The sequence below is a fragment of the Streptomyces sp. AF1A genome, assembly GCF_047340315.1.
Classification (GTDB): Bacteria; Actinomycetota; Actinomycetes; order Streptomycetales; family Streptomycetaceae; genus Streptomyces.
Window position 1 is genome coordinate 1 of sequence record NZ_JBLEBI010000012.1, and the last position, 12452, is coordinate 12452.

The window sequence follows — 12452 nt, forward strand, 5'->3', positions numbered from 1 at the left end:
TTGACCCAATGGTGCGGCACACAAGGCTCCAGCACTGTAGCCCCTTCACCCGACTAGGGTCTGTCGTCAAATCATCCTGAGTGGTGGATCACGGTCGGGTGATACGTCGCCATGAACTGTCCGATGCTGCCCCTTCTCGCCGCTCCGGCGGCGTGCCGGCGGGCCCGGCCGACGCGGAGGACCGCGCCGGCCGGGCTCGGCGCTTCAGGCGAAGTCGGAGTCGGACAGCTGCATGATTCCGCTTCCGGTGTGCCAAAGGTGGCGTCGCATACGGCCGCCCCGCGGACCGGCCGCGGCGATCCCGAGCAGCGGCGGCATGCCGATCAGCAGCGCGCGGCGACCGCGAAGGACGCGCCTGCCTGCGGCAGGAACAACGGGCTGTCCGTCGATGTGGAGCTGGGCGTGGAAGACGCCGCTGCCCGCGCGCAGGGCGGCGGTCGCCGGGCGTTGCGCCGGGGTGAGGAGTCGTCTGCGTTCATGCCAGCCTCTCGTCCTTGACCGCCAACTGCTTGTCTCCCTGCCGGTAGCCGACGGTGCGGATGCCGAGCGCGTCCTTGAGCTGCCGTGCGGGCACGACCTGCGGAGTGGGCGCGGGCGCCCGGCCCGGCTTCGGCAGCGGGTAGGCGGTGGTGGTGGCGGAGTGGAAGGTGATGTTGCCCTCGGTCTTGGTGAACAGCTGATGGACGTGGCCGTTGAGACAGGTCACCGAGGCGAAGCGGCGCAGGAGCGCGATCACCTTCAGCGCGTCGTCCGTGCTCCAGCCCCACTGCGGGTACATGGCGAACAGCGGGATGTGGCTGAAGACCACGACGGGGGTGTCCGACGGCAGGCCGGCGAGGTCCCTGCGGACGAAGTCGATCTGCTCGTTGCCGAGGTGACCGAGCTTCTCCAGGCTCAGCGTGTTGACCAGGGCGACGAAGTGGACGCCGTGCGTGTCGAAGCTGTACCAGCCGTCGCCGAGCGTGCCCTTGCCGAAGATCTGCCGGTAGGTGCGGCCCGCGTCGCCGATGGAGTCGTGCTCGCCCGGCACGGTGAAGACCCGGTTGGTCCGCAGCCCGGCCATCATGTGCCGCACCTGGTCGAACTGTCCGGCGGTGGACAGGTGGGTCAGGTCGCCGCTGTGCATGACGAAGTCGGGTCTGAAGCCGAGAGCGTTGACCTGGTCGATGGCCTCGGTGAAGGAACCGGCCACGTCGGTGTTGGCCGGCCCGCGGAAGCCGATGTGGCTGTCGGAGACCTGCACGAACCGCAGCGCGCCGCTCGGTGCGGCGGGGGCCGCCGCGGCGGTGTCCTCCGGGCCGGCGACATGGCTGATCACCTCGCCCGCGGCCACGGTGAGGACGACGGCGCCGCCGAACCACCCCGCGTGGCGCAGGAGTTGCCGACGTGACATGCCGTGCTCGGTCATGGGCTCCGCGTCCTGGCCGGCCGGTACCGGGTCCTGGTGGTCGTCGTACTCGGTCATGTCGTACTCGGTCATGAGGTCACCTCCACGGTGCCGGTCATGAAGGGATGGATGGTGCAGAGGTAGGCGTAGCGGCCGGGCCTGGTGAACGTGTACGAGTAGGTGCCGTGTGTGGCGAGGGCGGGGGAGTGCAGCGGGCCGCCCGAGCCGGTGCTGGTCACGGTGTGGGCGTCGGTGTCCGCGTTGGTCCAGGTCACCGTCGTGCCCGCCGTCACCTTGAGCGTGGCCGGGGAGAACGCGAAGTTCTTGATCGACACGGTGTGACCGGACACCGGCCTGGCGGCGCCCTCCGCCGGCGAACCCGTCGGCATGGTCATCCTGGGCATCGCCGAGCCGCCCGGCACTCCCGCCGTCTGGTGCCGGCCCGGGCCGGGCGTCAGGGCGCCCCCGGAGCCCGGCGTACCGGACGAGTGGCCGCACGCGCTCAGGAGCCCCAGGACGCCGGCAGTGGCGGCGGCCAGCCCCACCGCACCGAGCGATCGGCGGCCCGTGGGCCCGAAATTGACGAACATGGCAGTCGTTCCTCACTGATCAGGTGATGCCGCACGCCGGCGGCTCGTGCCCCGTTTCACGGGCGGAGGCGGCAGGCGGTTCGGTGGTTTCGAGGTTTTTGTCCAACTGCTGGCCGTACATCGGATGTGGCACGACAAACCGATACATATGCGTGATGATCTGGGTATGCCATGGAGTGCCCGAAAACGTGGGCAGACGGCCGATCCGAATGGCTCCGGGCGCCGTGTCACGGGTGAAGGGACCATTTCGACCACGGACGAGGAACTGCTCCGGGCTCTGTATGCCGAACACGCAGGACCCCTGTTCCACTACGTGCTGCGACTGACGTCAGGAGACCGGCAGTGGGCGGAGGACGTCGTGCAGGAAACGCTGCTGCGGGCATGGCAGCACCCCGCCGCCTTCGAGCCCGCGCGCGGTCCGGCGCGCGCCTGGCTGTGCACGGTCGCCCGGCGCCTGGTCATCGACGCGCACCGGGCCCGGCAGGCGAGACCGGCCGAGGTGGGCGGCGAGGCACTGGAGCGGGCCGCCGAGCAGACGGCGGGGGACGACGGGATCGAGCAGGCGCTGCAGAGCTGGGCCGTGGCCGACGCCGTCCGCACGCTGTCTCCGGACCATCGCGCCGTCCTGCTGGAGACGTACTACCGGGGCCGGACCATGGCGGAGGCCGCGGGTGCGCTGGGCATCCCGCTGGGCACCGTGAAGTCGCGCACGTACTACGCCCTGCACGCGCTCCGGCTGGCGCTGCGGGAACGGGGCATCGAGCCGTGACCACGGCATGGAGGAGGTGCCTGCCATGAACGCCGACCACGACACCCTCCGGCTGGCGCTGGGTGCGTACGTCCTCGGCGTGCTCTCGCCGGAGGAGACCGAACAGGTGCGTGCGCACCTCGAGGAATGCGACGCGTGCCGGGCGGAACACGCCGAGCTGGCGGGACTGCCGGCACTGCTCGCGACGGTCAGCGCGGCCGAGGTCGAGGGCCGGTCCGTGCCGGCCGGCCATGAGGACCATGCCGATCAGCTGGTGCGGCGGGCGGCGCGGAGCACCATGGGCGCACCGCAGGCGCCGCCCCGGACGCCGGGGACGGGGCTGCTCGACCGGATGCTTCAGCAGGCCGCCGCGCGGCGGCGCAGGAGGTGGCGGTGGCAACTGGCCGGTGCCACGGCTTCGCTGGCACTGGTCGCCGGGGCGGCGGTCGGCGGCACCCTGCTGGCGACCAGCGCCACCGAGGCGGGCGGGGGGACCCAGCCCGCACCCGTCACGCCGGCCCCGGCGCGCACGTTCTCCGGACACGATCCCGCCACCGGCGTCACCGCCTCGGTGCGCGTCTCACCCTCGGCCTGGGGCAGTGTCCTGCTGGTCTCGGCCCGGGGCGCGCCCGCGGGAATCACCTGCCGGCTGCAGGCGATCGGGCCCGGCGGAACCCGGGCGGACGCGGCCACCTGGCGGGCGGGGGAGTACCCCGCGGGCACCACGGTCCCCGGCGCGGTCCCCATGGCACCGGCGGCGATCCAGCACTTCGAGATCATCGCGGGCGACGGCCGGAAGCTGGTCACGATCCGGGCGTGAGGTAAGCACGAGGCTCAAAGGCGACGCAGTACCAAGAAGTTGCACAAAAGGCGCGAATTACCCGAACCGTATGCACGTCCCACTCGTATATGTACATGAGTGCTCACATCCAGGTTCGACCTCACCAGAGCCGGAAGACCATGTTTGTCAACGATTCCGCCCGTGCGGGTGCGCTGCCCTCACGGTCCTGCCACCACCAGGCGATGCTGACCCTGCCCGCGCAGGAGGCGCACGTATCCGCCGCTCGCCATCTCACGGCGGACCTGCTGGAGTGCTGGCGCGTGCCCGAGAGCGAGCGCGACTCCGCCGTCCTCATCGTCGACGAACTCGCCGCCAACGCGGCCCAGTACGGCCATGAACGCATGACGCTGCTGCTCGTCCTCGACGACGGCACCCTGCAGATCGTGGTCACCGACTCCGGAACCGCCGTCGAGCACGACCGGCACGAGGCCGCGCCGGACGAGCACGGCCGCGGCACCGGCATCGTCGCCTCCCTCGCGCTGTCGACCGAGGTGCACCAGACGTGCGGCGGCCGGGAAGTCCGCGCCTGTCTGCGGTGCTCGGCATGACCGGACCCGTACGCTTGCGGCCGCCGGCCACGGCAGCGCCGCTGCCGTCCACCGGGCCGCGGCCCACCCCACGGCCGGCGTCCTGCGGGCCGCGGCGTGAGCGCACAGAAGGGCACGGGCGCCGATGCCGGACACCGTCGACGTCGAGGCGGTCTTCCGCGCCGAGTACGGGCGCGCCGTCTCGGTCCTCGTCCGCTTCCTCGGCGACATCGACCTCGCGGAGGAAGCGGTGCAGGAGGCATTCGCCACCGCTGTGACCCGGTGGCCGCGGACCGGTGTGCCGCCGAGCCCCGCCGGCTGGATCATCACCACCGCCCGCAACCGCGCGATCGACCGGCTGCGCCGCGAGTCCTCCCGCGACGCCCGCCAGCTGGAGGCCGCCCGGCTGTACGCATCCAGCGCACCGCACGAGGAGGGCCCCGTGCGCGACGACCGGCTCCGGCTCGTCTTCACCTGCTGCCACCCCGCGCTCGCCCTCCCGTCCCGGGTCGCCCTCACCCTGCGTCTGCTCGGCGGACTGAGCACCGCCCAGATCGCCCGCGCCTTCCTGGTGCCGGAACCCACGCTCGCCCAGCGGCTGGTGCGGGCCAAGGCCAAGATCCGCGACGCCGGCATCCCGTACCGCGTGCCCGGTGACGCCGACCTGCCGGACCGGCTCGACGGCGTCCTCGCCGTCGTCTACCTCGTCTTCAACGAGGGCTGCACCGGCGACCCCGCCCTGTGCGCGGAGGCCCTCCGGCTGGGCCGGCTGCTCGCCGAGCTGATGCCGGGCGAACCCGAGGTGACGGGCCTGCTCGCGTTGATGCTGCTGGTCGAGTCCCGCCGGCCCGTCCGGCAGGACCCGGACGGCACCCTCGTCCCGCTGCCCGGGCAGGACCGCGCCCGCTGGGACCGGGCACTGCTCACCGAGGGTCTGGACCTGGTCCGCCGGTGCCTGCGCCAGGGGCGGCCGGGGCCGTACCAGATCCAGGCCGCGATCCAGGCCGTGCACAGCGACGCGCCCACGGCCGCCGCCACCGACTGGCGGCAGATCCTCCAGCTGTACGACCAGTTGACGGCCCTGGCGCCGTCCCCGGTCGTCGCCCTGAACCGCGCGGTCGCCGTCGCGGAGGTCTCCGGCCCGGCCGAGGCGCTCGACCTGGTCGACGCCCTCGACCTCGACCGCTACCACGTGCTGCACGCCGTCCGCGCCGACCTTCTGCGCCGCCTGGGCCGCACCGGCGAGGCGGCGGCCGAGTACGGCCGTGCCGCCGAGCTGGCCCCGAGCGACGCCGAGCGCGCTCACCTGGAGCGATGCCGGAGGGAGACCGACGCGAAGGCGACCTGAGCGGGCTCGGCCGACAGGTGCCGAGGCGGTCGGCCGCCCTCCCATCCGCCCTCGCCGGCCCGCCCCGGTGTGCGACACTCCGCCGATGACGACTGAAACGATCACCGCGGATGCCTCCGGCACCTTCCCGATCGGCGACCTGCCCGTGCACCGCATCGGCTTCGGTGCCATGCGGCTGACCGGCAGCGCCGCCTTCCACCTGGGCACACCGAGCGACCGCGCGCGCTCGATCGCCGTCCTGCGCCGGGCCGTCGCACTCGGCGTCAACCACATCGACACCGCCGCCTTCTACTTCTCCTCCCTGCGCTCGGCCAACGAGCTCATCAACACGGCCCTCGCCCCCTACGCCGACGACCTCGTCATCGCCACCAAGGTCGGCCCCTTCCGCGACTGCGACGGCGCGTGGGGCACCTCCGCCCGGCCGGACCAGCTGCGCGGCCACGTCGAGGAGAACCTGCGCCAGCTCGGCCGCGACCACCTCGACCTCGTCTACCTCCGTTGGATGGGCCAGGACTCGATCGCCGAACACTTCGGGGCTCTCGCCGAGCTGCGCGAGGCCGGGCTGATCAGGCACCTCGGCATCTCGGCCGTCGCGCCCCGGCACCTGGACGAGGCGCTGCGCATCGCACCCGTGGTGTCGGTGCAGAACCGGTACGGTCTCGATGCCGCCCGCCCCGGGACCGACGAGCTGCTGCGGATGTGCGGTGAGCGGGGCATCGCCTTCGTCCCCTTCTACGCCGTCGCCGGCGAGGGCGGTGAGCGCGGTGCCGCCGCCGCGCGCCAGGACGACGAGGTGAGCGCCATGGCCCGCGCCCACGGGGTGAGCCCGGCGCAGGTGCGCATCGCCTGGACCCTGCACCAGGGCCCGCACGTCCTCGCGATCCCCGGCACCGGCGACCCCGAGCACCTCGTCGAGAACGTCGCCGCGGGTGCCCTGCGGCTCACGGAAGAGGAGCTGGCCCGGCTGGACGCCGTACGGCAGGACGGGGGCGCGCGCTGACGGCGCCCCCTCTCCCGGGCGCTCGGGGAACGGCGGCCGTATGACTACCATCGTGTAGACGGTCCGGAATCCGACGAGGACGAGGTGAGGGACGTTCCCATGACCGACGCCAAGGACGAACGCCGGCCGGCCGGTGAACTCGAGGCGAGCATCATGGCCGCGCTCTGGGCCGCCGACGGGCCCCTGACGCCCGGCCAGGTCCAGGCGAGCCTCGGCGCGGACCTCGCCCGCACGACGGTGACGACGATCCTCACCCGCCTGCACGACAAGGGGGTCGTGAAGCGGCAGCGCAGGGGCCGCGGCTTCGTGTACTTCCCGGTGCAGGAGGTGCGGGACGCCCAGGGTCTCACCGCGCGCCGGATGCACAGCGAACTGGACCGGGACAGCGACCGCGAGACCGTCCTCGCCCGCTTCGTCGCCCAGCTCAGCCCGGACGACGAGCGCATCCTGCGCGAGCTGCTCGAATCCGACGGCCGATGACCGCTCTGCTCCTGCTGCCCCTGCTCCTGCCGTTCGCGCTGCCGGCGCTGGCCCGACGGGCGCTGGCCCGGCTGACGCCCGTCGCCGCGCTGTGGGCCGTCACCGCCTGCGCGGTCGTCCTGGCCGGCTGCTCGCTGGCCGCGCTCGGCGCGTTCGTCCTGATCGGCGTGCTCAAGCTGCCGCTGTTCGCCGCGTTCGGCGAGCTGATCCACCCGCTGCGCACCGCCTCCGACATAGTCGTCGTGCCGGCCGCGGCCACCTCGGTCGGCGTCCTCGCGGTGTGCTGCTGGACGCTGGCCCGCTCGGTGCTGCGCCAGACGCGTGCCTTCCGCACGGCCCGCACCCAGGCGGGGAGCGGGCCCGCCGCGGGCGACCTGTGCGTGGTGGACTCGCCCCGCCCCGACGCGTACGCCCTGCCCGGGCGCCCGCACCGCATCGTCGTCACCACGGCGATGCTGCGCAGCCTCGACGGCCCCGAGCGCGAGGCCCTCTTCGCCCACGAGCGGGCGCACAACGAGGGCGGCCACCACTACTTCCTCGCCGCCGCCGAACTCGCCGCGCACTGCCACCCGGCGCTGCGGCCGGTCCGTGAGACCATCCGCCTCGCCGCCGAGCGGGCCGCCGACGAGGCCGCCGCGGCCTCGGTGGGGGACCGGCGGCTGACCGCCCGGGCCATCGCCCGCGCGGCCCTCGCCGGGCAGGCGAACCGGGCCGAGCGTCCCGACTTCGCCGCCGCCGCGACGACCGGTCCCGTCCCCCAGCGTGTCCAGGCCCTTCTCGCCAACCCCGGTGCGCCCCGAGCCGGACGCGCGATCGCCGCGCTCCTCGTCGCCTGCACCGCCGTCTCCTGCGTGGCCTCGGTCACCGGCATGGCCGACTTCCACCATCGGGTGGAGGTCGCGCAGGGCGACGAGAGGCCCTGACCGGGAGGGCGGGACGCCCGTTCGGCGGGCCACGGCAACACCGCACGACAACGCGCGTAGACCTGGGGTAGCGACGCGCGTAGAAATGAGACTGGCGCCGGTCTGGTTTTACGTATAACCTCACCGGCTAACCACCCCCGCCGGAAGGTCTCGATGCGCCGTCTCGCCCTGGTCACCCTCGTCGTCGACGACTACGACGAGGCCATCCGCTTCTACACCGAGGCCCTCGGCTTCCGCCTCGCCGAGGACGCCCCGCGCCCGGACGGTTCCCGCTGGGTCGTCGTGGAGCCCGGTGACGCAGCCGGCACCGGGCTGCTCCTGGCCCGGGCCAGGGGGCAGGAGCAGCGGGCCCGCATCGGCGACCAGACCGGCGGACGCGTGGGGTTCTTCCTGCACACCGACGACTTCGCCCGCGACCACGCCCGGATGACCGCCGCCGGTGTGACCTTCCTGGAGGACCCGCGGCACGAGCCCTACGGCACGGTCGCCGTCTTCCAGGACCTCTGCGGCAACCGCTGGGACCTGCTCCAGCCCGCCGCCTGACCACCGCCGAACCATCAGCGAACCACCTGCCGAGGAAAGCCCTGCCATGACCGCGCCCCGCATCGACACCGAGACCCTCCGCCGGCTGCCCAAGGCCGTCCTGCACGACCACCTCGACGGCGGTCTGCGCCCCGCCACCGTCGTGGAACTCGCGGCCGCGGTCGGCCACACCCTGCCCACCACCGACCCCGACGAGCTGGCCGCCTGGTACGTCGAGGCCGCCAACTCCGGCGACCTGGTGCGCTACATAGCCACCTTCGAGCACACCCTCGCCGTCATGCAGACCCGCGAGGGCCTGCTGCGCACCGCCGAGGAGTACGTGCTCGACCTCGCCGCCGACGGCGTCGTCTACGCCGAGGTGCGCTACGCCCCCGAGCTGAACACCAACGGCGGGCTGACGATGCGCGAGGTCGTGGAGACCGTGCAGGAGGGCCTGGCCGCCGGCATGGCCAAGGCCGCCGCCCTCGGCACCCCGGTCCGGGTCGGCACGCTGCTGTGCGGCATGCGGATGTTCGACCGCGTCCGTGACGCCGCCGACCTGGCCGTCGCCTACCGCGACGCCGGTGTCGTGGGCTTCGACATCGCCGGCGCCGAGGACGGCTTCCCGCCCGCCGACCACCTCGCCGCCTTCGAGCACCTGCGCCGCGAGAGCGTGCCGTTCACCATCCACGCCGGCGAGGCGCACGGCCTGCCCAGCATCCACCAGGCGGTGCAGGTGTGCGGCGCCCAGCGCATCGGCCACGGGGTGCGCCTCACCGAGGACATCGTCGACGGCAAGCTCGGCCGTCTCGCGTCCTGGGTGCGCGACCGCCGCATCGCCCTGGAGATGTGCCCCACGTCCAACCTCCAGACCGGCTGCGCCACCTCCATCGCCGAGCACCCCGTCACGGCCCTGAAGGACCTCGGCTTCCGGGTCACCGTCAACACCGACAACCGCCTGGTGTCGGGGACGACGATGACCCGGGAGATGGCGCTGCTGGTCGAGGAGGCCGGATGGACGGTCGAGGACCTGCGCACGGTGACGGTGAACGCCCTCAAGAGCGCGTTCATCCCGTTCGACGAGCGCACGGCCCTCATCGAGGACGTGGTGCTGCCGGGTTACGCGGCCGCGCTCTGAACGAGCCCCTTGAGGTAGGCCGCCTGTCCGACGTGCTGAAGGTCGTCGGACAGGACGCTCACCAGGCGCACGCCCAGGCTGACCGGCGGGTCCCAGCGCTCGTCCACGATGCGTTCCAGGTCCTTGGCGGCGAGTGTGCGCAGGGCGCCCAGGGTCTGCTCGTGCACGGCGTCGTAGTACCCGGTCAGCAGGTCGGCGGACTCGACCCGCACCTTCGCGACCTTGGCCGGACTGTGTCCGTAGCCGGTGTCGTGCCGGGGCAGGTCGAGGCCGAAGCGCTTCTCCCAGCCCTGGGAGAGCCACACCTGTTCGAGGCCGAAGGCGTCGGCGATGTGGTCGTCCTGGACCCGGGTGAGGTGCCAGACCAGCCAGGCGACGGAGTTGGCGTCGGGGACCGGACGGTGGTGCAGCGCGTCCGGTCCGAGGCCGTCGAGGGCGGCATGGACTTCTTCCTGGATGCGGCCGTAGCCGTCGATGAGGATGTCCTTGGCATGCATACCGTCCACCATCGCAAATCACCGACGCGCACGCGTCCGGAATCGGCCGCCGCGGAGGCCCGGCGGCCCCCGCCCCGGCGGCCGCACCCGCGCCACCGCCGTTCCGGCGCCTGCGTCTGCGGCCCGTCACCGGCGGGCTCAGGGCCGTCGACGCACCGGTGACCGGCATGAACGCCCTTGTCGCAAAGGGAAGTGACGATTCGTTCGCTCCTCTGCCGGCGGACGGCCAAAGTCAGGAGTCCTGGGACCCGTCCCGGGGTGGAGTCAGGAGTCCTCTGGCCCGTCCCGGGGCGGAGTCAGGTCCCCTGCTTCGAGCAGGGTGACCAGCGCGCGGGCCGCCGGACTGGTGGCCCGCTCGGGCGGGAGCAGGGCCACGGTCTCGTACTCCGTCTCGCCCGTGCCCTTCAGCGGCAGCGCCGTCAACGAGGGTCGCTTGTGCCGGAAGTGGCGCGGTACGACGGCGATCCCCAGGCTCTCGTCGACCAGGTCCAGCAGGGTGTGCACGTCGTTGACCTCCAGCGCGACCGTGCGCCGGACGCCGGCCGCCGCGAAGGCGGCGTCGGTGGTGCGGCGCGGCCCCCAGTCCGGGTGGAAGTCGACGAAGACCTCCCCGGCGAGGTCGTCGGGCGCCAGGAGGGCCGAGGCCGAGGCCAGCCGGTGGCTGGGGTGGCACAGCACGGTCATCGGCTCGCCGGTCAGGAAGACCGAGCGCAGCTGGTCGGTGTCGGCCTGGGTGCGGTAGGCGAAGGCGAGGTCGAGCCGCCCCGCGGTCACCTCCTCGGCCAGGGCGCCCGATCCCGCCTGCCGCAGCCGGATCTCCACGTCCGGATGCCGGCCCCGGAAGGCAGCCAGCAGCCGGGCCACGTGCACCCCGGCGATGCACTGCTCGGTGCCCAGCGCCAGCGTGCCGCGCAGCACGCCCTGCACCGCGGCCACCGCCTCGTGCGCCGAGCGCACCTGGGCCAGGATCCGCTCGGCCTCCCCCAGCAACGCCCGTCCCGCCTCGGTCAGCGTCACCCGCCTCGTCGTGCGCACGAACAGCGGCGCCCGCAGCTCACGCTCCAGCGCCCGGATGGACGCGGACAGGCCCGACTGGGACACCATCAGGCGTTCGGCCGCCCGGGTGAAGTGCTGGTCCTCGGCGACCGCGACGAAGTGCTGGAGGTGACGCAGTTCCATGATTGAGAAGCCTAGCCGCACAATCGCATCGGATTCTTCTGTTGGACCGCTGTCCGGTGCGCGGGGAAGAGTGGAACCGGTAGAACCTGTGCCCACCCCCTCTGGAGTCGCGTTGTACACCGCACACCCCGACCGTTACGCCGACATGCCCTACCGGCGGACCGGACGCAGCGGCCTGAAGCTTCCCGCGCTGTCCCTCGGCCTGTGGCACAACTTCGGGCCCGACCGGCCCGTGGAGACCCAGCGCGCGATCCTGCGCCGGGCCTTCGACCTCGGCATCACCCACTTCGACCTCGCCAACAACTACGGCCCGCCGCCCGGCGCCGCCGAGTCCGCGCTCGGCGAGGCACTGAGGGCGGACTTCGCCCCGTACCGCGACGAACTGGTCATCTCCACCAAGGCCGGCTACCTGATGTGGCCCGGCCCGTACGGCGAATGGGGCTCGCGCAAGTACCTGCTGTCCTCGCTGGACCAGAGCCTCGCCCGGATGGGCCTCGACTACGTCGACGTCTTCTACTCGCACCGCCCGGACCCGGACACTCCGCTGGAGGAGACGATGGGCGCGCTGCACTCGGCGGTGCAGCAGGGCAAGGCGCTCTACGTCGGTGTCTCCAACTACTCCGCCGAGCAGACCCGCGCGGCCGCCCGCATCCTCGCCGACCTCGGCACCCCGCTCCTCATCCACCAGCCGCGCTACTCCATGCTCGACCGGCGCCCCGAGGACGAGGGCCTGCTGGACGCCCTGGACGAACTCCAGGTCGGCTCCATCGTCTACTCCCCGCTGGAGCAGGGCCTGCTCACCGGCCGCTACCTCGACGGCATCCCGGAGGACTCGCGCGCCGCGAGCGACAGCCCCTTCCTGAATTCGGACGCGGTCACCGAGGACCTGGTCGCCCGGCTGCGCGCCCTCGACGAGATCGCCAAGTCCCGCGGCCAGACCCTGGCCCAGCTGGCGCTGGCCTGGGTGCTGCGCGGCGGCCGGGTCACCTCCGCGCTGGTCGGCGCGAGCAGCGCGCAGCAGATCGAGGACAGCGTCGGCGCGATCCGCAACCTGGACTTCGACGCGGAGGAACTGGCCCGGATCGACGCGATCGTCAGGCCGTAACCCACCGGCCATCCCGGACCCGGCCCGGCTCGGGGCCGCTTGCCGGGTCATGCGCGCCGGGCCCCGCGTCGGTTGTTTGCCGGGCCCGGCGCCGGCCGTTTGCCGGGCTATGCGCCGGGCCCCGCGCCGGGTCGCGTCCCAGCCGTTTCCTGGGGCTACGCCTTGGG

The 12452-nt window shown here is 73.0% G+C and carries 14 protein-coding genes; 10 read left to right on the forward strand and 4 right to left on the reverse strand.

Features of this window, described 5'->3' with window-relative positions; translation table 11 throughout:
- Positions 1–475 precede the first annotated feature (475 nt).
- Both ACLU3S_RS06180 and ACLU3S_RS06185 read right to left on the reverse strand, forming a co-directional pair.
- Positions 476–1480 carry a metallophosphoesterase family protein gene (locus tag ACLU3S_RS06180; protein ID WP_413950714.1) on the reverse strand — a complete coding sequence of 335 codons (1005 nt, stop codon included), beginning with the start codon at positions 1478–1480 and terminating at the stop codon, positions 476–478.
- Positions 1477–1977, reverse strand: a complete 501-nt coding sequence (locus ACLU3S_RS06185; RefSeq protein WP_413950715.1) for a cupredoxin family copper-binding protein — start codon at positions 1975–1977, stop codon at positions 1477–1479. Before ACLU3S_RS06185 ends, ACLU3S_RS06180 begins: the two co-directional genes overlap by 4 nt.
- Positions 1978–2143: 166 nt before the next feature.
- Between ACLU3S_RS06185 and ACLU3S_RS06190 the strand changes: the two genes are divergently transcribed.
- The 9 genes from ACLU3S_RS06190 (at position 2144) to ACLU3S_RS06230 (ending at position 9504) form a co-directional block, all read left to right on the forward strand.
- On the forward strand, positions 2144–2746 hold the full coding sequence (locus ACLU3S_RS06190; RefSeq protein ID WP_413950716.1) for a sigma-70 family RNA polymerase sigma factor: 603 nt from the start codon (positions 2144–2146) through the stop codon (positions 2744–2746).
- Positions 2747–2771: 25 nt separating this feature from the next.
- Positions 2772–3545, forward strand: coding sequence for an anti-sigma factor family protein (locus ACLU3S_RS06195; RefSeq protein ID WP_413950717.1), 774 nt, complete (start codon positions 2772–2774; stop codon positions 3543–3545).
- A gap of 140 nt (positions 3546–3685) precedes the next feature.
- Positions 3686–4114 (forward strand): ATP-binding protein, encoded by a 429-nt coding sequence (locus ACLU3S_RS06200; protein WP_413950718.1) that lies wholly within the window; start codon positions 3686–3688, stop codon positions 4112–4114.
- Between the two features lie 124 nt (positions 4115–4238).
- Positions 4239–5441, forward strand: coding sequence for an RNA polymerase sigma factor (locus ACLU3S_RS06205; protein WP_413950719.1), 1203 nt, complete (start codon positions 4239–4241; stop codon positions 5439–5441).
- Positions 5442–5526: 85 nt separating this feature from the next.
- On the forward strand, positions 5527–6441 hold the full coding sequence (locus ACLU3S_RS06210; RefSeq protein WP_413950720.1) for an aldo/keto reductase: 915 nt from the start codon (positions 5527–5529) through the stop codon (positions 6439–6441).
- A 99-nt stretch (positions 6442–6540) separates the two neighbouring features.
- On the forward strand, positions 6541–6921 hold the full coding sequence (locus ACLU3S_RS06215; protein WP_413950721.1) for a BlaI/MecI/CopY family transcriptional regulator: 381 nt from the start codon (positions 6541–6543) through the stop codon (positions 6919–6921).
- A complete protein-coding gene (locus ACLU3S_RS06220) occupies positions 6918–7844 on the forward strand; it encodes a M48 family metalloprotease (RefSeq protein ID WP_413950722.1) in 927 nt (308 codons plus the stop codon). Before ACLU3S_RS06215 ends, ACLU3S_RS06220 begins: the two co-directional genes overlap by 4 nt.
- A gap of 153 nt (positions 7845–7997) precedes the next feature.
- On the forward strand, positions 7998–8387 hold the full coding sequence (locus ACLU3S_RS06225; RefSeq protein WP_413950723.1) for a VOC family protein: 390 nt from the start codon (positions 7998–8000) through the stop codon (positions 8385–8387).
- A gap of 46 nt (positions 8388–8433) precedes the next feature.
- The gene (locus ACLU3S_RS06230) at positions 8434–9504 is read left to right on the forward strand and encodes an adenosine deaminase (protein WP_413950724.1); all 1071 of its coding nucleotides are present in this window, start codon (positions 8434–8436) and stop codon (positions 9502–9504) included.
- Here the strand turns inward: ACLU3S_RS06230 and ACLU3S_RS06235 are convergent.
- Positions 9486–10001, reverse strand: coding sequence for a mycothiol transferase (locus tag ACLU3S_RS06235; RefSeq protein ID WP_413950725.1), 516 nt, complete (start codon positions 9999–10001; stop codon positions 9486–9488). The genes ACLU3S_RS06230 and ACLU3S_RS06235 overlap by 19 nt on opposite strands.
- A gap of 264 nt (positions 10002–10265) precedes the next feature.
- Complete coding sequence (locus ACLU3S_RS06240) at positions 10266–11180, reverse strand: LysR substrate-binding domain-containing protein (RefSeq protein WP_413950726.1); 915 nt, start codon at positions 11178–11180, stop codon at positions 10266–10268.
- 112 nt (positions 11181–11292) lie between these two features.
- Here ACLU3S_RS06240 and mgrA point away from each other — a divergent pair, with 112 nt between their 5' ends.
- Positions 11293–12285 carry an L-glyceraldehyde 3-phosphate reductase gene (gene mgrA, locus ACLU3S_RS06245; RefSeq protein WP_413950727.1) on the forward strand — a complete coding sequence of 331 codons (993 nt, stop codon included), beginning with the start codon at positions 11293–11295 and terminating at the stop codon, positions 12283–12285.
- Positions 12286–12452: the final 167 nt, after the last annotated feature.